The organism is Mycobacterium sp. 134, from assembly GCF_048282715.1.
GTDB lineage: Bacteria > Actinomycetota > Actinomycetes > Mycobacteriales > Mycobacteriaceae > Mycobacterium > Mycobacterium septicum.
Genome location: NZ_JBLVUN010000008.1, coordinates 4484686 through 4509283, shown reverse-complemented (window position 1 = coordinate 4509283; position 24598 = coordinate 4484686). Strand labels below are relative to the sequence as shown.

General features: G+C 66.4%; 22 protein-coding genes. 13 read left to right on the top strand and 9 right to left on the bottom strand.

Translation table 11 applies throughout. The features are described from left to right. Window positions 1-57 precede the first annotated feature (57 nt). The 3 genes from ACNQVK_RS26220 to ACNQVK_RS26210 are packed head-to-tail and all read left to right on the top strand — an operon-like array spanning window position 58 to window position 3768. Window positions 58-1077 carry an NAD-dependent epimerase/dehydratase family protein gene (locus tag ACNQVK_RS26220; protein ID WP_418031850.1) on the top strand — a complete coding sequence of 340 codons (1020 nt, stop codon included), beginning with the start codon at window positions 58-60 and terminating at the stop codon, window positions 1075-1077. After that, complete coding sequence (locus ACNQVK_RS26215; protein WP_418031849.1) at window positions 1074-2690, top strand: flavin-containing monooxygenase; 1617 nt, start codon at window positions 1074-1076, stop codon at window positions 2688-2690. The genes ACNQVK_RS26220 and ACNQVK_RS26215 overlap by 4 nt, the downstream gene beginning before the upstream one ends. Then, entirely contained in the window at window positions 2644-3768 is a 1125-nt protein-coding gene (locus tag ACNQVK_RS26210; protein ID WP_418031848.1) for an alpha/beta hydrolase, read from the top strand. Before ACNQVK_RS26215 ends, ACNQVK_RS26210 begins: the two co-directional genes overlap by 47 nt. Here the strand turns inward: ACNQVK_RS26210 and ACNQVK_RS26205 are convergent. Further along, a complete protein-coding gene (locus tag ACNQVK_RS26205) occupies window positions 3751-4359 on the bottom strand; it encodes a TetR/AcrR family transcriptional regulator (protein WP_418031847.1) in 609 nt (202 codons plus the stop codon). The genes ACNQVK_RS26210 and ACNQVK_RS26205 overlap by 18 nt on opposite strands. Before the next feature lie 68 nt (window positions 4360-4427). Here ACNQVK_RS26205 and ACNQVK_RS26200 point away from each other — a divergent pair, with 68 nt between their 5' ends. The 5 genes from ACNQVK_RS26200 to ACNQVK_RS26180 all read left to right on the top strand — a co-directional run bounded on the left by ACNQVK_RS26200 (window position 4428) and on the right by ACNQVK_RS26180 (window position 9316). After that, complete coding sequence (locus ACNQVK_RS26200) at window positions 4428-5486, top strand: phosphotransferase (RefSeq protein ID WP_418031846.1); 1059 nt, start codon at window positions 4428-4430, stop codon at window positions 5484-5486. Beyond that, entirely contained in the window at window positions 5470-5841 is a 372-nt protein-coding gene (locus tag ACNQVK_RS26195; protein ID WP_418031845.1) for a nuclear transport factor 2 family protein, read from the top strand. Before ACNQVK_RS26200 ends, ACNQVK_RS26195 begins: the two co-directional genes overlap by 17 nt. 35 nt (window positions 5842-5876) lie before the next feature. Then, window positions 5877-6998, top strand: coding sequence for an LLM class flavin-dependent oxidoreductase (locus ACNQVK_RS26190; RefSeq protein ID WP_418034344.1), 1122 nt, complete (start codon window positions 5877-5879; stop codon window positions 6996-6998). 15 nt (window positions 6999-7013) lie between these two features. Further along, on the top strand, window positions 7014-8078 hold the full coding sequence (locus ACNQVK_RS26185; RefSeq protein WP_418031844.1) for a TIGR03857 family LLM class F420-dependent oxidoreductase: 1065 nt from the start codon (window positions 7014-7016) through the stop codon (window positions 8076-8078). Between the two features lie 173 nt (window positions 8079-8251). Beyond that, the gene (locus ACNQVK_RS26180) at window positions 8252-9316 is read left to right on the top strand and encodes a cupin domain-containing protein (RefSeq protein ID WP_418031843.1); all 1065 of its coding nucleotides are present in this window, start codon (window positions 8252-8254) and stop codon (window positions 9314-9316) included. An 81-nt stretch (window positions 9317-9397) separates the two neighbouring features. Here the strand turns inward: ACNQVK_RS26180 and ACNQVK_RS26175 are convergent, their stop codons facing one another. Beyond that, complete coding sequence (locus ACNQVK_RS26175; RefSeq protein WP_418031842.1) at window positions 9398-10894, bottom strand: acyl-CoA carboxylase subunit beta; 1497 nt, start codon at window positions 10892-10894, stop codon at window positions 9398-9400. Between the two features lie 138 nt (window positions 10895-11032). On the opposite strand from ACNQVK_RS26175, the gene ACNQVK_RS26170 reads away from it, so the two are divergent. Together ACNQVK_RS26170 and ACNQVK_RS26165 are read left to right on the top strand one after the other, a co-directional pair. Beyond that, window positions 11033-12088 (top strand): LLM class F420-dependent oxidoreductase, encoded by a 1056-nt coding sequence (locus ACNQVK_RS26170; RefSeq protein ID WP_418031841.1) that lies wholly within the window; start codon window positions 11033-11035, stop codon window positions 12086-12088. Beyond that, window positions 12085-13320, top strand: a complete 1236-nt coding sequence (locus ACNQVK_RS26165) for a cytochrome P450 (protein ID WP_418031840.1) — start codon at window positions 12085-12087, stop codon at window positions 13318-13320. Before ACNQVK_RS26170 ends, ACNQVK_RS26165 begins: the two co-directional genes overlap by 4 nt. Window positions 13321-13392: 72 nt before the next feature. Here ACNQVK_RS26165 and ACNQVK_RS26160 read toward each other — a convergent pair whose 3' ends face one another. The 6 genes from ACNQVK_RS26160 to ACNQVK_RS26135 all read right to left on the bottom strand — a co-directional run bounded on the left by ACNQVK_RS26160 (window position 13393) and on the right by ACNQVK_RS26135 (window position 20123). Beyond that, complete coding sequence (locus ACNQVK_RS26160) at window positions 13393-14679, bottom strand: amidohydrolase family protein (protein WP_418031839.1); 1287 nt, start codon at window positions 14677-14679, stop codon at window positions 13393-13395. Between the two features lie 36 nt (window positions 14680-14715). Then, on the bottom strand, window positions 14716-15600 hold the full coding sequence (locus ACNQVK_RS26155) for an SDR family oxidoreductase (RefSeq protein WP_418031838.1): 885 nt from the start codon (window positions 15598-15600) through the stop codon (window positions 14716-14718). Window positions 15601-15639: 39 nt separating this feature from the next. Further along, window positions 15640-15777: a YbdD/YjiX family protein gene (locus ACNQVK_RS26150; protein ID WP_234927090.1), complete on the bottom strand. Its 138-nt coding sequence runs from the start codon at window positions 15775-15777 to the stop codon at window positions 15640-15642. Next, the gene (locus ACNQVK_RS26145) at window positions 15777-18083 is read right to left on the bottom strand and encodes a carbon starvation CstA family protein (RefSeq protein WP_418031837.1); all 2307 of its coding nucleotides are present in this window, start codon (window positions 18081-18083) and stop codon (window positions 15777-15779) included. Before ACNQVK_RS26145 ends, ACNQVK_RS26150 begins: the two co-directional genes overlap by 1 nt. A 114-nt stretch (window positions 18084-18197) precedes the next feature. Then, the gene (locus tag ACNQVK_RS26140; protein ID WP_418031836.1) at window positions 18198-19721 is read right to left on the bottom strand and encodes an ATP-dependent DNA ligase; all 1524 of its coding nucleotides are present in this window, start codon (window positions 19719-19721) and stop codon (window positions 18198-18200) included. A 21-nt stretch (window positions 19722-19742) separates the two neighbouring features. After that, entirely contained in the window at window positions 19743-20123 is a 381-nt protein-coding gene (locus ACNQVK_RS26135; RefSeq protein ID WP_418031835.1) for a glutamyl-tRNA amidotransferase, read from the bottom strand. Window positions 20124-20378: 255 nt separating this feature from the next. Between ACNQVK_RS26135 and ACNQVK_RS26130 the strand changes: the two genes are divergently transcribed. Together ACNQVK_RS26130 and poxB are read left to right on the top strand one after the other, a co-directional pair. Further along, a complete protein-coding gene (locus tag ACNQVK_RS26130; protein WP_418031834.1) occupies window positions 20379-21146 on the top strand; it encodes an SDR family NAD(P)-dependent oxidoreductase in 768 nt (255 codons plus the stop codon). A gap of 72 nt (window positions 21147-21218) precedes the next feature. Further along, window positions 21219-22955 (top strand): ubiquinone-dependent pyruvate dehydrogenase, encoded by a 1737-nt coding sequence (poxB, locus tag ACNQVK_RS26125; protein WP_418031833.1) that lies wholly within the window; start codon window positions 21219-21221, stop codon window positions 22953-22955. Between the two features lie 4 nt (window positions 22956-22959). On the opposite strand, the gene ACNQVK_RS26120 is transcribed toward poxB, so the two are convergent. Further along, window positions 22960-23634: a winged helix-turn-helix transcriptional regulator gene (locus tag ACNQVK_RS26120; protein ID WP_418031832.1), complete on the bottom strand. Its 675-nt coding sequence runs from the start codon at window positions 23632-23634 to the stop codon at window positions 22960-22962. A gap of 132 nt (window positions 23635-23766) precedes the next feature. Here ACNQVK_RS26120 and ACNQVK_RS26115 point away from each other — a divergent pair, with 132 nt between their 5' ends. Further along, window positions 23767-24582 carry a class I SAM-dependent methyltransferase gene (locus ACNQVK_RS26115; RefSeq protein ID WP_418031831.1) on the top strand — a complete coding sequence of 272 codons (816 nt, stop codon included), beginning with the start codon at window positions 23767-23769 and terminating at the stop codon, window positions 24580-24582. Window positions 24583-24598 lie beyond the last annotated feature (16 nt).

Sequence of the window (24598 nt, the reverse complement as noted above, 5' to 3'; positions counted from 1 at the left end):
ATACTGTAAGCATTACCGTAGCATCGATCGCTGGTCGTCAACTGGGATGGAGTAGCGATGGATCGCCGGCGAAAGGTACTCGTGATGGGCGCAAGCGGAAACGTGGGCGCCTGTGTCACCCGACAACTCGTCGCGCGCGGCGACGACGTGCGGGTGCTGCTGCGGCGGAGTAGTTCGACCAAGGGCATCGACGGTCTCGACGTCGAACGGTTTTACGGGGACATCTTTGACACCGATGCGGTGGCGGCGGCGATGGCCGACCGGGACGTGGTGTTCTACTGCGTCGTCGACACCCGCGCCCATCTGGCTGACCCGGCGCCGCTGTTCTCCACCAACGTCGAGGGCCTGCGCAACGTCCTGGACGTCGCGATGGATGCCGACCTGCACCGCTTCGTCTTTCTCAGCACCATCGGAACCATCGCCGTCGGCGACGACGGCGCCACCGTCGACGAGGACACGCCGTTCAACTGGGCCGGCAAAGGAGGGCCATACATCGAATCGCGGCGTCAGGCCGAAGATCTGGTGCTGTCCTACGCCAGGGAACACGGACTGCCCGCTGTGGCGATGTGTGTGTCCAACCCGTACGGACCGCCCGACTGGCAACCGAGACAGGGCGCGCTCGTCGCGATGGCCGCGTTCGGCAAGTTGCCCGTGTACGTACGCGGCGTCGGCTCGGAGGTGGTCGGGATAGACGATGCAGCCGATGCGCTCATCCGGGCCGCCGAGCACGGCCGGATCGGTGAACGCTACATCGTGTCCGAAGGCTATATGTCTCAGCGGGAGATGTTCACCACGGCCGCGGAGGCCGTGGGTGCGCGGCCACCGCGATTCGGTATCCCCATGGCCCCGCTGTATGCCTTCGGATGGTTCGCCGGCGTGTCGAACCGATTGTTCGGCACCGACTTTCCGATGAACCTCACCGCCGCGCGACTGATGTGGCTGACCTCGCCTGCGGATCACGGCAAGGCGACGCGTGAGCTGGGGTGGAAACCGGCACCCACCGCCGAATCGATCGGCCGGGCCGCTCAGTTCTACGTCGACCGCAAGAACCGCGACGAGAAGGTCATCGACTTGTGAGCACCGTTGATTTCGACGCGATCGTCGTCGGCGCCGGGTTCTCCGGCTTGTACGCGTTGCACCGGCTGAGGGAACAGGGTCTGCGGGTCCGGGTTCTGGAGAAGGCAGATGCCGTCGGCGGCACCTGGCTGGTCAACCGGTACCCGGGTGCCCGCTGCGACATCGAGAGCATCGAGTACTCCTACAGCTTCAGTGATGCCATCCAGCAGGAGTGGGTCTGGACGGAGACGATGCCGGCCCAGCCGGAGATCGAGGCGTATCTGAACTTCGTCGCCGACCGGCTCGACCTGCGCCGCGACATTGCGTTTGGTACCGAGGTCGTCGCCATGACGTTCGATGAACGTACGTCGCAGTGGGCGGTCGCCACCGCCGACGGTCAGACCTTGCGCACACCGTTCGTGGTGGCGGCCACCGGGATTCTGTCGGTGCCCGTGGAACCGGATATTCCCGGGATGAGCCGTTTTACCGGCACGTCGCTGTTCACGAGCCGCTGGCCGCGCGAGGGCATCAACCTCGCAGGCAAGAGCGTCGGGGTGATCGGTACCGGCTCCACCGGTGTCCAGCTGATCCCCGTGGTGGCCGCGCAGGCCGCGCAGCTGACGGTGTTCCAACGCTCGCCTGCATTCACGCTGCCGTGGGAGGTGCGCCCGTTCGAACCGGGCGAACTCGACGCGCTCAAGACCGAGTATGCGTCGATCCGGGCTGCGCAGCGTGAGCATCCGGTCGGTGCGGCTCGGCTCAGTGCGTTCTCGGTGCTGCTCGACATGCTCGTGCGGCCGCCGGTGAAATCGGCCTCGCCCGAGGAGAAACGGCGCGCGGTAGAGGACTACGGCGTCATGGGTGCGCTCAACTGGGGTGACGTCTTCTTCGACATCGACGCCAACCGGATGGCCACCGAGCTGTACGGCCAGGCGGTGGCTCGCATCGTCACTGATCCCGACACGGCGGCGTCGCTGACACCCAGCCATCCATTCGCGTGCAAGCGGCCGATCATCGACCAGGGCTACTACGAGACCTACAACCGGGACAACGTGACTCTCGTCGACCTGCGCAAGGGCGCTATCCGCGAGGTGACGGCTACCGGGATTTCCACCGAGCAAGGCGATTTCGACCTCGACGTGATCGTGTACGCCACCGGGTTCGATGCGATGACCGGTGCGCTGAGCCGGATCGACGTGCGGGGACGCGACGGGGTCGTGCTGGGGGAGTACTGGTCCAAAGAGGGCGCGCTGTCCTATCTGGGCTTGGCCGTGGCCGGGTTCCCGAACCTGTTCACCATCCAGGGGCCGGGAAGTCCTTCGGCGGCGACGAATTTCGTCGCGGCCCTGGAGCAGCACGTGGAATGGATCGCGGACTGCATCGCCTATCTGAGGCGCGGCGGGTACTTGACTATCGAGGCGACACCCCAGGCGCAGGCCGAATGGGTTGAACACACCACTGCCCTGGTGGCGCCCACGGTGCTGGTGCACCCGACCTGTAACTCCTGGTACAACGGCGGCAACGTACCGGGTAAGAAGCGGATGTACCTGGGATACACCGCGGGCATCCCCGAGTACCGTCGCCGCTGTGACGAGATCGCAGCTGACGGCTACCCGGGATTCACCATTGCTTAGGGCTACCCGCATAGCGTGGGGGCTCGGTGGCGTGGTGCCGCGCTCGGTGGGCGCACTGGCAGACGCGGGGGGTTGGAATCCGCTGTCGGTAACCGGCCTGCGGCAACTCGGCGAGGTCACCCTCGACGAGCTCGTGGTGACCGGTATGACGCTGACCGGCCCGCCGCCGCAGCTGCCGCGACCACTGGGTGAATACCAGTGGGCCGCCGACGAACTGGGTGCACTCGAAATCGACGCGGCGCACGCGCCGCCGGATGCTCTGCAGGTCAAACACATCAGGCCTCGCCGGTTCGGCGCGCTGACGTTCGAGGAGCTGGTCTTCGACCACGAGCCCGCGTTGCCGGCCTCCGTGCTGGCCGACGGTCACGGCGGAGCCGCCACGGCCAGAGTGCGGTTGTACCGCTGTGGCGACGATGGGCGGCCCTGGCTGATCTGGGTGCACGGGGCCGGTCAGGGTGATCCGATGGATCTACTGGTCGCGCGGGTTCGACGGCTGCGGGATCTGGGGTTCAACGTGGCCCTGCCCGTGCAGCCGGGGCACGGTGCACGGCGGCAGTCGTGGCCGGAGTATCCCGCCCGCGATCCGCTGGCCAATGTCGCCGGCACGATGCGGGCGGTGTCGGAGGTGCGGGCGCTGATCGGCTGGCTGGAACCGCAGGCCTCGTCGATAGCGGTGGCCGGTTTGTCGCTGGGCAGCGCGGTGGCAGCACTGGTGTCACATCTGGATTGCCGGGTCGACGCGGTGGCGCTGTATACGCCGATCCTGGGCCTCAACACCATGATCGGGATGCATGTGGGCCGTTGGGGAACGGCTGGGCAGCAATCGGCCCGGGAGTTGCAGTCGGCCACAGTGGCGGCGATGACCTCGGTGATCGATCCACTGCGCACCCGGCCGCACGCCGCGCGGCGCCTCATCGTCGGTGCCTGGCATGACCAGATGGCCATGCGCAGTTCGGCGCTGGCCATGCACGAACAGTGGGGCGGCGATGTCTACTGGCACGACGGCAGCCATGTCGGGCACCTGTTCTCCGGTGCGGTGCAGGATGTGACCGAGCGGTTCCTAGCCACCGTAGGTTGACGTGATCCTGGCCCGCACACAGTTGATCTCGTGGTCGAGATCGTGATCTTCGGGCAGGACGACCCACTGGAAAGCGATCCCGAAGATCGATCCGGTGATATCGCGTAGGGCCATGTCGACGTCGATGTCAGGCCGCAGCGAACCGTCGACGACACCCGCGCGCAGGCCGGCTTCGACCTTTACGGCCGCGCCGGCCAACTGGGTGCGCACGCCGGCGCGCAGAGGCGAAGTGGTCTTCACTGCCTCGAATGCCGATACGAACATGGCCCGGGTGACCGCGGCATCCTCGGCGTGAATCTCCTGCACGCGGTCGAAATGTGCCAGCACCTGCTGCAATCCGGTGGCGCCCGGTTCGGGGTCGGGGTTCAGGCGTGCCACGTACACATCCTGGAAGGCTTCGAGGATGGCGTCCTTGCTGCCGTAGCGGGCGTGCACCATTGCTCGGCTGTATCCGGCCCGCCTGCCGATCTCGGCGGCAGTCGTTGCTTCCCAGCCCTTTTCGACGATCAACTCGGCTGCAGCCTGCAGCAGCCGGCGCGAGGACTGCTCGACGCGCTCCGGCTGGGAAAGACCCTGGGCTGGGGAAGGCACCCTTGCATATTAGACGGTCGACAACTAACTTAGTTGTTCAGCGTCAAATTTCTGTGCGGAGGTCAAAGATGACATCGGTCGCAGTGCCTGTTTCCGAACCGGTGCCGAGGGGCATCGATGAGGTCACCGCGCCCTGGTTGACGGAGGCGCTCGGCGCACAGGTGACGGCGGTTCGGGCTGAGCGGATTGCCTTGGACACCGGCTTCTCCGCGGCGTTGTATCGGATCCACCTGAGCGGATCCGATTATGTGCCAAAGACTTTGATCGTCAAACTGCCTGCCGACTCGCTGGCGCGTGGCGGGATGGAGATGCTCGGGGGCTACCGGCGCGAGCTGTACTTCTACCGACATGTCGCGCCGGATGCGCCTATGGCCACACCGCGCTGCTATGTCGCCCGGATGTCCGGTCCCGACTTCGTGCTCGTGCTCGAAGACCTGCAGGATTGGGAGAACGCCGACCATCTGGCAGGCCTGTCCCTACCGCGTGCCCGGCTCTGCATCGAACAGTTGGCCGGCTTGCACACTTGGTCGGCAGGCGTCGATGGTGCGGTGCTGCAGGAATTCCCGAGCATCGACAGCCCGATGACGCGGGACCTGTTCCTGCCCGCGTTCACGCCCGGGTGGCAGCTCTACCGAGAGCACACCCGTCAGCCGGTGCCTCCGGCGGTCGCCGCCTTCGCCGAACGGTTCGCGGAGCTCGCACCCGCCGCGCTCGGTGCGCTGTCGGACCGGAACATGCTGCTGCACGGAGATATCCGGGCCGACAACATGTTCTTCCGCGACGATGCGCTCAAGGTGGTGGACTTCCAGCTGACGGTCCGCGGCGCGGGTGCGGCCGATATTGCCTATCTGGTAAGTCAGGGTCTGCCCACCGAGGTGCGCCACGGCCGTGATGCGGAGCTGCTGCGCGAGTACGTCAGCCAGGTCGACGGGTACCTGTTCGACGAGGCCTGGCGGCACTACCGTTTCGCGACCGCCCTGCTGCTGTACATGCCGGTGGTCGCCCTGCTCACGTGGGACGTCGCCCCCGAACGGTCCCGTCAGCTGTGTCTGACGCTCATCGACCGGGCTGTCGCAGCCATCGAAGACATCGACGCCCTGGAGGTGTTTCATGAGGAGCGCCCGTGAAGTGGTAGAGCAGTACAACTGGGTGGTGTGGAACGAGAAGGACTTCGCCCTCGCCGATGAACTGCTGGGGGACAACGTCATCCGCCACGATGTAGGCGAGGTGAAGGTGCTCACCCATGAAGAGGCGGTCAACCGGGTGGTCGACCACTGGGCGATGTTCGAGACGATCCGGTTCGACCTGAACCTGATTGTCGCGGGTGACGACGGTGAGCACGTCGCGATCGTCTACGAATCTCCGATGACATTTCCTGACGGCAACGCCATGACGGTCAGCAGTATGGAGATCTTCCGGGTGGTCGACGGCCGGATCACCGAAGTGTGGAACTGCGGTTACAAGCAGGGCGTCTGGGCGTGAGCCGTCGCGGCGCCAGGCGCTTCCGGGTGGGGCTGATGGACCCCGTGATGGCCGCCCGCCCGACTGCCGATGCCGTCAGTAGGGCGAACTACCTCGGCGCGGTGGCCAGCCGGGTGGACTCCTACTGGGTTCCCGATCACATCAACGGCCAGACTCCGAAACCGTTGTGGGACAAGAAGTACACGGTGGCGGCCAGGATGCTGCAGTCACCCGATGCCGCGATGGAAGCGTGGACGCTACTGGGCAGCCTCGCCGTGCGGCGTCGGTTCAGGAATATGCGACTCGGCGTAGGCGTCACCGATACCGGGAAACGACACCCCGCTGTCACCGCTCAGGCCGCGGCCACCCTCAACCTGCTCACCAGAGGCCGCGCCATTCTCGGCATCGGCCCCGGCGAACGCGTCGGCAACGAACCCTACGGCGTCGACTGGACCAGGCCGGTGGCCCGATTCGAGGAGGCCCTCGCCACGATCCGGGCACTCTGGGATTCCAAAGGCGAACTGGTGAACCGTGATTCACCCTACTTCCCAATGCGCGACGCGATCTTCGACTTGCCGCCCTATCGCGGAGAATGGCCGGAGATCTGGGTTGCTGCCCACGGTCCGCGGATGTTGCGCGCCACCGGTCGCTACGGCGATGCCTGGTTTCCGGGCTTCGCGCACCGGCCCGAGGATTACGCCGCGCGATTGGAGATCGTGCGGTCGGCAGCCTCGGACGCCGGCCGCGACCCGCTGGCCATCACGCCCGCGGTGTGGATCCCGGTCGTCACGGCGTCGAGTCGGGAGGCCGTCGACGAGGCGCTCGACTCGCTGGCGGTGCGGGCCTGGTCTCTCAACGCCCCGGCCGACTTCTATACCCATCACGGCGCCGAGCACCCGATGGGCGCGGGATACGCCGGGATGCAGGACCATGTGGCGTTCACGATGGACGAGGCGACGATCACCGAGAAGGCGGCGCAGGTTCCGCGCGATGTGGTCAGGAACATGATCTTGAACGGCACTCCGGCCGATGTGCTGGAGCAGGCCGCGGTGTGGCGGGATCACGGTGTGCGTCACCTCGTGGTGGTGAACTTCGGCCCGATGGGCCCCTCGCTACGCACCGGCCTTGCTACGTTGTTGCCGTTCAACACCGTGGTGCGGCGACTGAAAAGATTGTGAACAAAGGGGTTTCGAATGTCAGAACCGGTTCTCGACGAACTTGGCTACTACCTGTTGGCCGGTGCGGGCGGTGAGGGCCCGGCCACGCTGATGGACGAGGCGCGCCGTGGCGAGGAACTCGGCTTCGGCACCGCGTTCATCTCCGAGCGGTGGAATGTCAAGGAAGCGTCCTCGCTCGTCGGCGCCGCCTGTGCGGTGACCGATCGGATGCAGATCGCGACGGCTGCGACCAATCACAACACCCGCCACCCGCTGATCACCGGATCGTGGGCCACCACGATGCACCGGCTGTCAGGGGGCAGGTTCACCCTCGGCATCGGCAGAGGCGTCGCCGCGATGTACAACGCGTTCGGGGTGCCTGCGGTGACCACCGCGCAGATGGAGGACTTCGCGCAGGTCATGCGCAAGCTGTGGCACGGCGAGGTGGTCTTCAATCACGACGGTCCGATCGGCAAGTACCAGGTGCTGTTCCTCGATCCCGATTTCAACGAGGACATCCGCCTGGCGATCGTGGCGTTCGGGCCGCAGACACTGGCCCTCGGCGGACGGGAGTTCGACGACGTCATCCTGCACACCTACTTCACGCCGGAGACGCTGCAACGCGCGGTGAAGACGGTCAAGGAATCCGCCGAGCAGGCCGGCCGTGATCCGGACAGCGTGCGGGTCTGGTCCTGCTTCGCCACCGTGGGCGATCACCTGCCCGAAGAACTACGGCTCAAGAAGACCGTGGCCCGGCTCGCCACCTACCTGCAGGGCTACGGAGACCTGCTGGTCAGCACCAATAACTGGGATCCCGCTGTGCTGCAACGATTCCGGGAAGACTCCGTCGTCACCTCGATTCCGGGCGGCATCGACCACAAGGCCAGCGCCGAGCAGATCGAGCACATCGCCACGCTCATCCCCGACGAATGGCTGGAACCGTCGGCCACCGGCTCGGCACGCCAGTGTGTGGACCGCATCCGCAAGGAGTTCGACTACGGCGCCGACGCGGTGATCATGCACGGGGCCACCCCCGACGAGCTCGAGCCGATTGTCACCGAATACCGGGCCACCCAGGAGTCGTCGGGCTCCGGAGAATAGAAGAGCGGGGGCGCGTCATCCGCTCCCCGGCGGTGTCAATGGGGGCTGGCAGGGGTGCGGATGTCCAGCCAGCCTGGGGGGTAGATGGTGGCCAGCACCGACGACGGCGTGGGGTCCGGTGAGCGAAGGTTCTAGCCGTACAACGGTTGAGCCTGGACAGAGGAGAGCACCTCATGACCACCACACTGAATCCACCGACATCACCTCACCGCAGCGCGCACGCCATCTCGCTGCTCGCCGGCGAGATCGTCGAGGAGAACGACTTCGGTTCCATCCGCCGGGTGAACGCCGACAACTTCCCGATTCTGCGGGGCATGTCGATCAAACGGCTGGTGATCAACCCGGGGGCGATGCGGACGCCGCACTGGCACGCCAACGCCAACGAGTTGACGTACTGCGTCGCAGGAACTGCCCTGGTGTCCATCCTCGATACCGGTAACCGCTTCTCGACGTTCACCGTGTCGGCCGGCGAGATGTTCCATGCCGATTCGGGTTCGCTGCACCACATCGAGAACATCGGCGCCGACCCGGCGGAGTTCATCGTGACGTTCGGGAACGAGCGGCCCGAAGACTTCGGATTGGGTGCCGCGTTCGGCGCGATGACCGACGCCGTGCTGGGTAACACGTACGACCTGGACGCGGCTGAGTTCTCCACACTGCGCCGCGACACTGCCGACCGCAAACTCGCGCTGCGTCGGGGTGGGGCGGTGATACCCGACACCGCTGGGTTCACCGATCCGCACAAGTTCGCGGTCGAAGCGATGACACCGCCGGTCAGCTCAGCGGTCGGATCCGCCCGCACCGCCCGGGTCCAGTACTGGCCCGCGCTGAAGGACCTGTCGATGTACTCGCTACGGATCCGGGAAGACGGTATGCGGGAACCGCATTGGCATCCGATCACGGCCGAGATGGGCTACGTGCAGAGCGGCTCCGCTCGGATGACCGTGATGGATCCCGATGGCGCACTGGATACCTGGGAGCTCAGTACGGGCGACGTGTATTTCGTGCCGCGGGCCTATCCGCACCACATCGAGGTGGTCGATGCGCCCGACCTGCACTTCCTGATCTTCTTCGATCAGCCCACGCCGGGCGACATCGGGTACCGCAACTCGGTGAGCGCCTATTCGCGGGAGGTGCTGGCCGCCACCTTCAACACGCACATCGACGATCTGCCCGATTTTCCGTTCACCCCGGTCGATCCGCTCATCGTCGGGCGGTGCAACCCGACCCAGCCGTAATGGCCGGCACTGCGAGCGACCGTAAAATGCCGGTTTTCGCCGGTGTGTCGTGTACAGACACGGTCGCTCGCGGTGCTCGGGTCAGGGCGTGATCACGGTGCGGTACACCGGTTCGGCGACCGCCTGACGGCTGAAGATGCCGTGCTGCAGGGTGACCAGCAGGGCGTTGCGGGTCTCCTCGGGCGAGATGAGCTCATCGAACCCGAGGTGGCCCGCCGATCGGAAGGAAGCCTCGAGTTCCATGCGCTTGAGCACCTCGGTGTAATCCTCGCCGGCGTGGGTGGCGGCACTCAGCGCAGCCGCGCCCATCGCACCCATGGTCGCTCCCGGGTAGGCAAACGTGGCGACCTGATCGTCAAAGCCCAGCAGCGACATCACCATCGACCCGAATCCGAAGGCCTTGCGCAACGTCACGTGCAGCTTGAGCGTCGTCGCGGCGGTCTGGGCGGCGAACATGCGTGCCCCGCTGCGCAACACGCCGCTGCGCTCGGACTGACTGCCCGGCAGCATGCCGGGGTTGTCGGCCAGGAAGATGATCGGGAGGTGGAACGAGTCGGCCACGGTGATGAAATGGGCGGCCTTGTCTGCAGCGTCGGCGTCGATCGAACCGGCCGTCACCTGTGGCTGGTTGGCCACCACCGCGACCGGATAACCGCCGAGATGGGCCAGCGCACAGATGATCGCGCGGCCGAACTTCGGTTGGACCTCGAACCAGTCGGGACGGTCGAAGATCTCGTCGAGCACCGCGCGCATGTCATAGATCTGCCGGTTGTCGCGGGACACGATGTCGAGGATTTCCGGGGTGGGTCTCGGGTCCGCGGTGTCGTCGGCCAGGCGGGTCGGGGGATATGACCAAGCGCTCGACGGGAAGTACGACAGGTAGCGCCGGATGTCGTCGATGACGGTCTCGTCGTCCTCGGCGTAGTTGTGAATCACGCCGCTGGCCAGTGCGACGTTCGGACCGCCGAGATCCTCCTTGGAAATATCCTCTCCGGTGGACTCTTTCACCACCGGAGGCCCAGCCGTGAAGATCGCCCCTTGGCGGCTCATGATGCTGAAGTCGCAGACCGGGGCCACCAGGGCGCCGTGGCCCGCGGACGGGCCCAGGATCGCCGATATGGTGGGAACCTTGCCCGAGCATCGGGCCTGGGCGATCAGATCGGTCGGCGTGCGGCCATAGTGCTCACCGCTGGGGCGAAAACCCGCGCCTTCCAACAACATCACCAGTGGGATCTTGTTGCGCAACGCCAACTCGGCGAGCCGATACCGTTTGGCGTTGCCGCCCGGGCCGATGCTGCCTGCCAGTGTCGTGAAATCCTCGGCGCCCACCATCACCGGGGTGCCGTCGATGCGGCCCGCGCCCGCGATGAGGCCGTCGGCGGCGATGTCGCCGCCCACCAGCGTTCCGAACTCCTGGAAGGTGTCGGGATCCAGCAGCCGTGCGATCCGCGCGCGGGCGTCGAGCTTGCCCTTGCCGTGGTGCTTGGCCAACCGCTCCGGCCCACCCATGCCATGGGTGTGCTCACGTCGGCGAGCAAGGTCCTCGAGTGTTTCCTTCCACTCCGGATCGTTCGTCATCCCGCTGTCCTCACTCGTCGCGCAGTGCCCTGGGGGCTCAGCCTACCGCCGTTGACCATACTGAATTGCTTACTGTAGCGTCGATCAGGTGGGGTGTTTGTGCATGATCGAAGAAGCTGGCAAAGGCGCGAGCCGCCGATGAGTGACCCGGTTCCCCGTGCCGTCAAGATCGACCGCGGCATCCCCAGCAGGCTTGCCGAAGTCCCGGACATGGCCCGTGAGCTGGAGGCGCACGGCTACGACGGGTGCTGGACCGGCGAGATCAACCACGACCCGTTCCTGCCCCTGGCGATCGCGGCCGAGCACACCGAGCGGATTCAGATCGGCACCAGCATCGCGGTGGCCTTCGCGCGCAGCCCGATGACCACGGCCCAGCTGGGTTGGGATCTGCAGACCTACTCGGGTGGACGTTTCATCCTCGGATTGGGCACCCAGATCCAGCCGCACATCGAGAAGCGTTTCAGCATGCCGTGGAGTCACCCGGCACGCCGCATGCGCGAGTACATCGAAGCGCTGCATGCGATTTGGGGCTGCTGGCGCGACGGCACCAAGCTGAGGTTCGAAGGCGAGTTCTACACCCACAAGATCATGACGCCGATGTTCACCCCAGAACCGTCGGCGCTGCCGTTGCCCAAGGTGTTCCTGGCCGCGGTGGGTGAACTGATGACCGAAGTATGCGGCGAGGTGGCCGATGGGCTGCTGGCCCACGCGTTCACCACCCGCCGCTATCTGGACGAGGTGACCACGGTCGCGGTGCAGCGCGGAATGGACCGCAGCGGGCGTGATCGGGCCGACTTCGAGTTGTCCTGCCCCGTCTTCGTGGTCACCGGCGCCGACGAACAGGAGATGGCCGCGGCCTCGGTCGCGACCCGCAAACAACTCGCGTTCTACGGCTCGACACCGGCCTACCGCAAAGTCCTGGAGCTACACGGCTGGGGGGATCTGCACACCGATCTGCACCGGCTGTCGCTGGACGGACAGTGGGATGCGATGGGGGAGCTCATCGACGACGAAGTGCTCGGCACCTTCGCCGTCGTCGCGCCGATCCCCGAATTGGCCGCGGCGTTGCGGCGCCGCTGCGACGGCGTCATCGACCGCGTGCTGCCCGGTTTTCCCGCCGCTGTGTCCCCAGAAACCGTGAACGCGGTGCTGCAGGAGTTTCGTGAATGCCCGCCAGTGAGGAGCAACGTATGACCGTCCGCACCATTGACGATGTCGCCAGGATGTTCGCCAGCCCGGCGGCGTACACCGACGAGGTCACACTTCACGCGGACCTGACCCACCTGCGGGCCAACGCCCCGGTGTCCTGGGTCGAGGTGCCCGACTACGCGCCGTTCTGGGCGATCACCAAGCACGCGGACATCATGGAGATCGAGCGTGCCAACGACATCTTCACCAACTCGCCGCGCCCGGTACTGGTCACCCGCGAGGGCGACGAGCAGCAGGCCGCGATCGGCATCCGGACGTTGATCCACACGGACGACCCGGTGCACCGCGACCTGCGGGCGATCGGAGCCAACTGGTTTCGGCCGAAGGCCATGCGCGCGTTGAAGGATCGCGCCGATGAACTGGCCAAGCGGTTCGTCGACAGAATGGTCGACGAGGGGCCGGAATGCGATTTCGTGCAGCAGGTCGCCGTGAACTATCCGCTGTACATGATCATGACACTGCTCGGTGTGCCCGAGTCCGACTTCGCGTTCATGCTCAAGCTCACCCAGGAGCTGTTCGGCAGTGACGACGACGAGTTCAAGCGCGGCACCAGCATGGAAGAGCAGGGCATGGCGCTGCTCGAGATGTTCCAGTACTTCACCGAGCTGACCGCCTCGCGTCGGGCGAATCCGACCGACGACTTGGCCTCGACGATCGCCAACGCCACGCTGGACGGGGAGCCGCTGTCCGATATCGACACGGTTTCCTACTACGCGATCATCGCCGCTGCCGGCCACGACACCAGCAGTGCCAGCATTTCCGGCGGGATGCACGCGCTGCTGCAGAATCCCGACCAGCTGGCCCGGCTGCAGAACGACATGAGTCTGATGCCGCTGGCGGTCGAGGAGATGGTCCGGTGGACGACACCGGTCAAGGAGTTCATGCGTACCGCGCAACAGGACTACGAGATTCGCGGTGTACGCATCGCGAAGGGCGAGTCGGTACTGCTGTCCTATGTCTCGGGGAACCGCGACGAGGACGTCTTCGTCGATCCGTTCCGCTTCGACGTCGGACGGGATCCCAACAAACACATCGCGTTCGGCTACGGTGTGCATTTCTGCCTCGGTGCCGCACTTGCCCGGCTGGAGATCAACAGCTTCTTCTCCGAGCTGCTGCCGAGGCTGCGCTCCGCAGAGCTCGCCGGCGAACCGCAACACATGGCCACCACGTTCGTCGGCGGTCTCAAGCACCTGCCGGTGCGCTATTCGCTGCGCTGACACGCGAAAACAACGAAATGGCTGTTATCCCGGTCGGATAACAGCCATTTCGTTGATCTGGGCGATGAAGGACTAACTGGAACCCGAGTTGCCTCGGGCCGCGGCGTGCAATGCGTCGCCGCGGGTGCCCTGCTCGTGGTGGCTCAGCGCCTGGATCGAAACATCGTGGCCCTCAGCAGCTTTGCGCAGCGCACCGACGGTGGCCTGCTCGCGCGGGATATGGCTGAAGGGGTCGAACGAGTACCATCGCATGGCGTTCTCGTGGGTCATCTTGTTGATCTCGTCGTCGGGAACGTTGTTCTCGGTCAGCACATCCCACAGCTCCTCGGGCGCGCCCGGCCACATCGAATCGCTGTGCGGGTAGTCGGCCTCCCAGCAGATGTTGTCGACCCCGATCTTGTCGCGCAGGGCCACCCCCACGGGGTCGGAGATGAAGCAGGTCAGGAAGTGCTCGCGGAACACCTCGCTGGGCAGCTTGCCGCCGAAGTTCTGGTGCGTCCACGTCGAGTGCATCTCGTAGGTGCGGTCGACGCGCTCGAGGAAATAGGGAATCCACCCGGTACCGCCCTCGGACAGCCCGACCTTGAGATCCGGGTAATCCTTGATCGGCTTCGACCACAACAGATCCGCCGCGGCCTGCACGATGTTCATCGGCTGCAGGGTGATCATCACGTCCAGTGGTGCGTCCGGGGCGGTGATGGCGAGCTTGCCGGACGACCCGATGTGCACGTTGAGCACGGTGTTGGTGTCGCACAACGCCTTCCACAGTGGCGTCCAGTAGTCGTCGTGGAAGCTTGGGTAACCCATGGCTGCCGGGTTCTCGGTGAACGTGAGCGCATGCACGCCCTTCTTGGACACGCGCCGCACCTCGGCGGCGCACAACTCGGCGTCCCAGATCACCGGAATCGCCATCGGGATGAAGCGGGCGGGATAGGCGCCGCACCATTCGTCGATGTGCCAGTCGTTGTAGGCCTGGACCAGGGCCAGGGAGAACTCGGGATCCTCGGTGGCGAACAGGCGGCCGGCGAAGCCGGGGAAGGACGGGAAGCAGATCGAGCCGAGGATGCCGCCTGCGTTCATGTCCTTGACGCGCTCGTCGACGTTGTAGCAACCCTTGCGGATCTCGTCGAGGCCCTGTGGTTCCAGGCCGTACTCCTCCTTGGGCCGCCCAGCGACCGCATTCAGCGCGACGTTGGGGATCACGATGTCGCGGAACTGCCAGGTGTCGCTGCCGTCGGGGTTGTGCACCAGGCGCGGTGCCTCGTCGGCGTACTTCTTCGCCAGGTGATTCTTGAACATGTCAGGTGGTTCGACGATGTGATCGTCCACGCTGATCAGGATCATGTCGTCTTTATTCACGGACGCGCTCCATTCACGACTGCCTTACGGTATGGCTCACAGTTTAGCTTCGGTGCCGGCTTGTTGGACCGGAGTTGGGCCCACATATCCGGGCGGATCGGCCGAGTCGACCCACAGGTCGACACGAAGATCCGCGCCGGGTACGCAGTCATAGACCGAGAGGTCGGTGACGCCCGATTCGAGCAGCACGTCCTCGCACAACAGGGCGCGACCGGTGTAGTCGCGTGCGGGCCGGTTGAGCACCGCGTAGGCGGCATCGGAGTAAACCTCAGGACGGCGGGAGCGCTTCATCGACTCTTCGCCGCCACGCAGATTCAGGATCGCCGCGGTCGCCACCGAGGTGCGTGGCCACAATGTGTTCGATGCGATCCCGTACGGTCGGAGTTCCTCGGCGAGTGCCAACGCGCACAGCGACATCCCGAACTTCGCCATCATGTAGGCCGTCGGTGTCAGCCACTTCGGCTCGAGCCGGATCGGCGGCGAGAGCGTCAGGATGTGCGGATTCTCGCGGCCTTTCATGTGCGGGATGCAGGCCTGCGACACCGCGTAGGTGCCACGGACCTGGATGCCGTTCATCAGATCGAAGCGCTTGAGCGGCACCTCCTCGACCGAGCCCGTGTTGATGGCCGAGGCGTTGTTGACGCAGATGTCGATGCCGCCGAACTGTGCGACCGCCTTGGCCACGGCCTCGGTAACGGTGTTCCCGTCACGGATGTCGCCGACGATCGGCAGGGCGTGCCCGCCGGCTTCCTCGATCTCTTTGGCGGCGGTGTAGATGGTGCCCGGAAGTTTGGGGTGCGGTTCCGCGGTTTTCGCGATCAGCGCGACGCTGGCGCCGTCGGCGGCGGCGCGCTTGGCGATGGCCAACCCGACACCACGGCTGGCGCCGGAGATGAACAGCGTCTTCCCGGAGAGCGACATACTGAATAGGTTACAGTATGCGCATTCAGGACCACCGGCTCAGCAGCAGCGCGCTCCCGGGTTGGCCTCGGTGTTGCGGTGCCGCATCTTCCAGTAATCCCGCTCGGACAGCACCGGCTCACCCGGGTGAGTCAGCTCCCGGTGTGCGACGTAGCGCCGATAGTGGTTGTCGCCCATCAATGTTGACCAGTACCACCCGACGTGGCGTGCGGCCTGGCGTGTGCTCCGGGCAAGGCGTCCCACTGCTTCTGCACCTCCTTCTCGACCGGCGTGGCGATCAGTCCGGACGGTGCGAAGATGCGCGAGGGCACCTCCTCGTCGACCGCCAGCGGCCGACCGGTTCCGCGTAGCGCCTGCAGTGCCATCACCACGCCGGCCACGAACACGATCAGCACCAGCACCGCGAAGACCACCGACAGGGTGCCCTGGATGAAGGTGTTGCGGATGACCGCGTCGATCTGGTCGGGGTTCTTCGCTGCGCCGAACGTCGACTTGCCGGCCTCCTGGGCCGCGACGTACTGCGAATGTTGCTTCCAGTAACCGACTTTGGGATCGGCGGAGAAGATCTTCTGCCACGATGCCGTCATCGTCACCGTCAGATCCCACAGCAGCGGAAGTCCGGGGATCCAGGCCCACTTCACCAGTCCGCGCTTGATCACCACGACGGTGACCACGGTCAGTGCGATGGCGGCCAGCAGCTGATTGGCGATGCCGAACAGCGGGAACAACGTGTTGATGCCGCCCAGCGGGTCGGTCACGCCCATCAGCAGGATCGAGCCCCACGCGGCGACGACGATGATCGAGCACGCCCAGGCGCCCACCCGCCAGCTGGGGTTGCGCAGTTTCTTCAACGGCCCGCCGAGATTGCCCAGACCGTCGGAGAGCATGAATCGGGCCACCCGGGTGCCGGCGTCGACCGTGGTGAGGATGAACAACGCCTCGAACATGATCGCGAAGTGGTACCAGAACGCCTTGAGGCTCTCCCCGCCGAACACCTGGTGCAGTACCTCGGACATACCGAACGCCAGGGTGGGCGCACCGCCGGTGCGCGACACGATCGAATGCTCACCGACGCCCTCGGCGGCCGCGGTGATCTCCTGGGCGGTGATCGGCTGGCCGGACAGGCCAAGGCCGTTGACGTACTCGGCCGCGGTCTGCGCGGTGGTCCCGGTCGCCGCCGTCGGCGCGTTGATCGCGAAATACAGGTGCTGGTTGAGGATCGCGGCGGTGATCAGGGCCATGATCGCGACGAACGATTCGGTGAGCATGCCGCCGTAGCCGATCAGCCGCATCTGGCTTTCCTTCTCCAGCAGCTTGGGCGTGGTGCCCGACGAGATCAGCGAGTGAAAGCCCGACAGTGCGCCGCAGGCAATGGTGATGAACAGGAACGGGAACAGCGAGCCGGCGAACACCGGGCCGGTGCCGCTGGTGGCGAACTGCGAGATGGCGGGAGCCTGCATCACCGGCCGCGCGATCAGGATGCCGACGGCCAGCAGGGCGATGGTGCCGACCTTCATGAATGTCGACAGGTAGTCACGCGGGGCCAGTAGGAACCACACCGGCAACACCGAGGCCGCCAGGCCGTAGACGATGATGCACCACGACAGGGTGACCTTCGAGAGCGTGAACCAGTCGACACCCCAGGAGGTTTCGGCCACCCAACCGCCGGAGATCACCGCGAGCAGCAGCAGCGCCACGCCGATGAGGGAAACCTCCGACACCCGGCCGGGGCGGAAGAAGCGCAGATACAAACCCATGAAGATGGCGATCGGGATCGTCATCGCGATCGAGAAGACGCCCCAGGGGCTTTCGGCCAGTGCGTTGACCACCACCAGGGCCAGCACCGCCAGCAGGATCACCATGATCACCAGCACGCCGACGATCGCCGCAACGCCACCGACCACACCGAGTTCGTCGCGCGCCATCTGGCCCAGCGAGCGGCCGCGCCGGCGCACCGAGATGGACAGCACGAGGTAGTCCTGGACGCAGCCGGCCACGACGGCGCCGACGATGATCCAGATGGTGCCGGGCAGATAGCCCATCTGCATCGCCAGTACCGGGCCGACCAGCGGCCCGGCGCCGGCGATCGCGGCGAAGTGATGACCGAACAGCACGCGCCGGTCCGTCGGCATGTAATCCGTGCCGTTCTCGAAAAGCTCGGCCGGAGTGGCGTTGTCGTCGCGGGGCCGGACGATCTTCATCTCGATCAACCGGGCGTAGAACCGGAAGCCGATGATGTAGGTGCAGATCGCGGCGATCACGAACCAGACCGCATTGACGGTCTCACCGCGGAAGAAGGCGATCACCGCCCAGGCGACGGCACCCAGCACCGCGATGGCCGCGAAGATCGCCTTGTGCTTGGCGGTGATCGGTGACCGGTCGATGATCGCCACCGGCGGGAGGTCTTTGTCGGCGCGGATATAGGTGACGTCGCCGTCGTGCTCCTCGATGCGATCCGCCGGTGGGGCATCCGGTGTTGCCACGGTCTCTCCTCGCTCGCCCAGTGTCGTACGCGTCGTGTGTGATCTTTTCATCGAGCCAAACCGCGCGGCATCGAATCCCGGTTTCCGAACCGTAGCCGGGAAACGGTGGGCAGGTCAGGTGAGGAATGCGCGCACCGTGTCGATCGTGTCTGCCTGGTCCGGGGCTTTGTCGTCCCGGTAGCGCAGCACCCTGGCGAAGCGCAGCGCGACGCCACCCGGATACCGGCTCGACCGCTGGACACCGTCGAAGGCGATCTCGACAATCTGCTCGGGCCGGACCGTGACCACCCAGCCGTCGTCGTCCACCTGCAATTCGTGAAACCGCTCGGTCTGCCATGCCAGCATCGCGTCGGTCATGCCCTTGAACGTCTTGCCCAGCATCACGAATCCGCCGGTCTCCGGATCTCGCGCGCCCAGATGGATGTTGGACAGCTTGCCGGTGCGCCGCCCCGAACCTCGCTCGACGGCCAGCACCACCAGATCCAGCGTGTGCACGGGCTTGACCTTGAGCCAACCGGCCCCGCGGCGGCCGGCCTCGTACGGTGCCGTCGGCGCCTTGGCCATCACCCCCTCGTGCCCGGCGGCCAGTGTCCGGTCGAGGAACAGTTGCGCGACGGCAGGGTCGGCGGTGACGACGCGATCGACGCGCCGGTCTTGCGGTACCAGTGCGTCGAGGGAGGCCAGCCGCTGTTCGGTGGGCAGATCGAGCAGGTCCTGACCGTCGACGTGCAGCAGATCGAAGAAGAACACCGACAACGGTTCGAGATCCCTGGGGGTCTTGCGGCCGAACCGGGCGGCGGTGACCTGAAAGGGGTGCGGGCGTTCGTCCGGCCGCAGAGCGATGGCCTCGGCGTCGGCGATCAGATCGGTGGCGGCCAGTGCCAGTGTCGCCTCGACCACCTCGGGTAGTCGGTGGGTGACGTCGTCGAGGCTGCGCGTGAACACCGACACCTCCGATCCCTTGCGGTGGATCTGCACGCGGGCGCCGTCCACCTTGGCCTCCAGAATCGCTGTACCGCCGAGCCGTTCGAGTGCGTCGGCGACCCCGGTCGCGGTCTGCGCGAGCATCGGCCCGACCGGGCGCCCGACCTGTAACCGGAACTCGGACAAGGCGGTACGGCCACCGGTCAGCGCTACGGCGGCCACGGCGGGCAGATCACCGGCGAGCATCGCCGCGCGCCGGACTTCGGCCGCCGGTATGCCGGAGGCCCGGGCCACGGCGTCGGCCATCACCCCGGTCAGGGCGCCCTGGCGCAGTTCGCCGCCCAGGAGCCGGCGCAGGAAGGTCTGTTCTGCGTCGGTGGCTGTGGCGAAGAGGTCACGCACCAACTCGGCACGCAGCGCCTGAGAGCCCTTGCCGGAGACCGTGCCGATGCGGGTGAACCGCGCGTCGACCCCGTCAACCGTCAGCTCTGGGCCCTCTGCCGGTGCGGGCAGTGAACGCAGCGCCGCCCACCCGACACCGATCTGGCGTTGGGGGAGTTCCCCGGACAGCCAGGACACCGTGACCGCCACCGTCCGGGCATCGCCGTCGGCGGCGGCCGCCGACAGCAGGGCGGCGATGCGGTCGATCTTGGCCAGCCGCGCCGACGTCCCCGCGATGTCGGCAGAGGCGGCGGCGACGTCGGCGAGCAACACGCCCTCAGCGTGCCACGGGGCTCAGACAACCTCCGGCGTTTGGCCGAGCACCCGCGTCAGGATGGCGGCCTGCGATTGCAGGTCAGCCGCCCGTTCGTGGTGCCCGTTCGCGATGTATTGGTCTGCCGCCGTGAGTCGTTCATCGACCTCGGCCTGAATGAGGCCGCGAATCTCACCGTCACTGAGCGTCCGGCGGGCGACCTCGGTCGAGCCCACCCCGGTCACCGCACCCGCGATCGCTCCACCGATACGGGTATCGGTCTGGTCGGCCTGCGGCGTCTCCGCGTTGTCGATGGCGCTCAGTGCCGACCGGAGGGCGGTGACGCCGGCGGTATCGCGGGACTTGCGCGCCGACAGCAGGGACTCGCGCAGGTGGTCACGCCAGTGCTGGGCAGGTGTCATGGCAGGCGAACTTAACGGGGTTGTGGGGTGGCGTCGAGGGATTTACGCACGCTCTCTGCACCGCGAGCGACCGCCAAGGTACGCAAAATGCGGCGTGCCGGCGTACAGACACGGTCGCTCGCGGTGCAGAAGGGAGGTGCTGAAGGGTGCAGGAGGGAGCAGGAGGTAACCGCAAGGGGAACCCGAAAGGCTTACGGGAAGGGTTCATGGGATAGGTTGCTTTACGATTTCGGTCATTTTTGGAAAGGAAGCTAGATGGAGATCGAAGGCAAGAAGGCGATCGTCGTCGGCGGCGCGTCGGGCTTCGGCCGGGCCACCGCTGAGGCATTGGCCAAGCGTGGCGCCAGCGTGGCCGTGCTCGACCGGCCGCAGTCCAAAGGACAGGAAGTGGCCGACGCGTTCGGCGGCTCGTTCTACCCCGTCGACGTCACCGACTTCGACGGCACCGAAAAGGTGCTGGAGGAGGCCGTGACCGCCCTGGGCGGCCTGCACATCATCGTGACCACGGCAGGTGGCGGCATCGGCGAGCGCACCATCAAGAAGGACGGTCCGCACAGCCTGGACTCGTTCCGCTCCACCATCGACCTCAACCTGATCGGCACGTTCAACATCAGCCGGCTGGCGGCCTGGCACATGAGCAAGAACGAGCCGGTCGATGCCGAGGCCGAGGAGCGCGGCGTCATCATCAACACGGCCTCGATCGCGGCGTTCGAGGGTCAGATCGGTCAGGTCGCCTACACCGCGTCCAAGGCCGCCATCGCCGGGATGTGCCTCACCATGGCGCGCGACCTGGGCAGCCTGGGGATCCGCGTTCTGGCCATCGCGCCGAGCCTGTTCGCCACTGGCCTGACCGAAGGCATCCCCGACGAGTTCGCCGCGGTGCTGACCAAGGACGCCGCGTTCCCCAAGCGTCTGGGTAAGCCCGAGGAGTACGCCAAGCTCGCCGTCGCGATCGCCGAGAACCCGATGCTCAACGGCCAGTGCCTGCGTTTGGACGCCGGACAGCGCTTCGCCCCCAAGTAGAGTGAATTCCGGCGTGATCGAGGGCGCGTCCAGCGTCACCGATCACGCCGGAATCGCGTACCGGGAGGCGTCATGGCGACGATTGCAGACCAAGTCATCTCCGCGCTGACGTTGAGCGGGGTACGGCGGGTCTACGGCCTCCCCGGCGACAGCCTCAACGGATTCACCGACGCCATCCGGCGTGGCGGCGAGATCAGCTGGCAGCACGTCCGCCACGAGGAGACCGCCGCGTTCGCCGCGGCCGCCGACGCCGCACTGACCGGCCAGCTGGCCGTGTGTGCGGGCAGCTGCGGGCCGGGCAATCTGCACCTGATCAACGGGTTGTTCGACGCGCAGCGCAGCCGCGTCCCGGTGCTGGCGATCGCCGCACACATTCCGCGCACCGAGATCGGTTCGGAGTACTTCCAGGAGACCCATCCCCAGGACCTGTTTCGCGAGTGCAGTGTGTACTGCGAACTGGTCAGCACCCCCGAGATGGCGCCGCGCATCCTCGAGATGGCGATGCGAGCGGCCGTCGAGGAGAACGGGGTCGCCGTCGTCGTCATCCCCGGTGAGATCTTCCTGCAACGCGCGGGGGAGACCGGCTGGACCACACGCCCGGTGCGTCCCACCCGGTCCATCGTGCGGCCGGACGACGAGTCGGTGCGCCGGGCCGCCGACATTCTCAATGCCGGTGAGCGCGTCACCATTCTCGGCGGCGCCGGGGTGGCCGGTGCGCACGACGCCCTGATCGAACTGGCGTCCACGCTGCAGGCCCCGATCGTCCATGGCTTGCGGGGCAAGGAATTCATCGAGTACGACAACCCTTTCGACGTCGGCATGACCGGGCTGCTCGGCTTCGCCTCGGGCTACAAGGCCATCAAGGAAGCCGACACCCTGCTGATGCTGGGCACCGACTTCCCGTACCAGCAGTTCTATCCCGAGGGCGCCACCGTCATCCAGGTCGACATCCGCGGGCGCAACCTCGGCCGCCGCACCCCGATCGACCTCGGCCTGCGCGGCAGCGTCGCCGACACCCTGGCCGCATTGCAGCCCCTGCTGCGGCCCAAAACCGACCGCGAACACCTCGATCGATCCCTGAAGCACTACCGCAAGACCCGTGCCGCGCTCGACTCGCTGGCCGTCAACGATCGTGACAAGACCCCGATCCGGCCGGAATATGTTGCCGCGCTTGCCAACCGGATCGCCTCCGACGATGCGGTGTTCACCTGCGACGTCGGGTCCCCGGTGGTGTGGGCGGCCCGCTACCTGACCATGAACGGGCGGCGCAGGCTGATCGGGTCGTTCAACCACGGCACCATGGCCAACGCGCTGCCGCACGCGATCGGCGCACAGACCGCGTTCCCCGGCCGGCAGGTGGTCGCCCTGGCCGGTGACGGCGGCCTGACCATGCTCTTCGGTGAGCTGGTGACGCTGATCCAGAACCGGCTGCCGGTCAAGCTCATCGTCTTCAACAACTCGTCGCTGAACTTCGTCGAGCTCGAGATGAAGGCCGCGGGCATCGTCACCTTCGGCACCGACCTGGTCAACCCGGATTTCGCCGCGGTGGCCCAGGCCATGGGCATGTTCGGCCGGCGGGTCACCGAACCGGCGGACCTCGAACGCGCCATCGCCGATGCCTTCGCCCACGACGGTCCCGCCGTGGTCGACGTGCACACCGCGCGCCAGGAACTGTCGATACCGCCGGCGATCACCGTCGAGCAGGCAAAGGGCTTCTCGCTCTATGCGATCCGGACCATCCTGGCCGGTCGCGCCGACGAACTCCTGGACCTCGTCACCACCAACGTCGCCCGCCGGATCCTGGACTGATCGCTCAGGCCGGCCGGGGGATCGCGGCCGCCGTGCTCTGGCCCAGCCATTTCGGGATGGCCCGGCGGACGTCGGCAGATCCGGACAGGGCGACACTGCCGTCGAGCACCGCCCGGGCCCAGCCGGTATCGCCGCGCCAGATCTCGATCAGCGTGCGCAGGTTGGTCTGCACCGTCCCGGCGACGTCGTAGCCGGGATCGAAATCGCAGACATCGGCCTGCCCGTCGCTCACCGTCAGCCACCACCTCGACGCCTTGGGCGCGACGCCGTCGAAGACGAACGCGATCGTGGTGCGCGACCGGGGCCAGTCGGCGATGGGAACGGTGCGGCGCATGTCCCACATCAGCAGGTGCGGATCGAGATCCTCCTCGCCGAGATCGCCGATCCACCGCACACCCCACGATCCGAGCGCATCGACCACGCCGGCCAGTTCCTGCCCGGACTCGGTGAGGGAATAGCTTGTCCGTCCGTCGATTTCCGAGCGTTCGACGACCCCGGCGCGGGTCAGCGACTTCAGTCGCTTCGACAGCAGTGCCGGCGACATCTTCGGGACCCCGCGGCGCAGGTCGTTGAAGTGGGCGCTGCCCCGCAACAGTTCCCGGACCACGAGCAGGGTCCAGCGTTCGTCGAGCAGCTCCATGGCCTTGGCCACGGGACAGAACTGGCCGTATGTCGACATCGGCGGTCCACCTCCACGGAGAGTGCGCAGTGCCATAAGTACACCGCTGTCAGGGTCCGGAAGCCAGTACAGATCCAGAACCGGTGCCGCTACAGATCTGGTACTGGATTTGCCGCACCGAGTGAGATCACGATGAACACCATGACCACTGACAGCGAGCTTGAGGCCAAACACCGGGCGTTGTGGGCGCTGGGTGACTACGCGGCGATCGCCGCCAACATCGTGCGGCCACTGGGACCGGTACTGGTCGAAGCCAGCGGCATCGGTCCCGGTGACCGAGTTCTCGACGTCGCGGCCGGAACCGGCAACGCCGCCATCCCCGCCGCCGCGACCGGTGCGCGGGTCACCGCCAGCGACCTGTGCCCGGAACTGGTCGAAGAGGGACGGCGGCTGGGAGCGGACGCCGGCGTGACCATCGACTGGGCCGAGGGCAACGCCGAGGCGCTGCCCTACGCCGATGATTCCTTCGACGCCGTGCTGTCCTGCATCGGGGTGATGTTCGCGCCGCACCATCAGCAGGCGGCCGACGAACTCGTGCGGGTCACCCGCCCGGGTGGGCGGATCGGTCTGATCTCCTGGACACCACAGGGGTTCATCGGACAGCTGTTCGCCACCATGAAGCCATATGTGCCCGCGCCGCCGCCCGGGGTGTCCCCGCCGCCGAAGTGGGGAGACGAGGACTACGTGCGGGGCCTACTGGGCGACCGGGTCGGCGAGTTGACCTGTGAGCGAAAAGAACTCGACGTCGCGTTGTTCCCCGACGGCGCGGCGTTCCGTGACCACTTCAAGGCCAACTACGGCCCGACCATCTCTGCCTACCGGGCCATCGCCGCCGATGCCGATCGGGTTGCGGCACTGGACGCCGACATCGCCGCCCTCGGCGACCGGTTCCTCGCCGGCTCCACGATGCGGTGGGAATACCTACTGACACTGGCGAACGTGCACTGAGCGGGAAGGGCAGCTG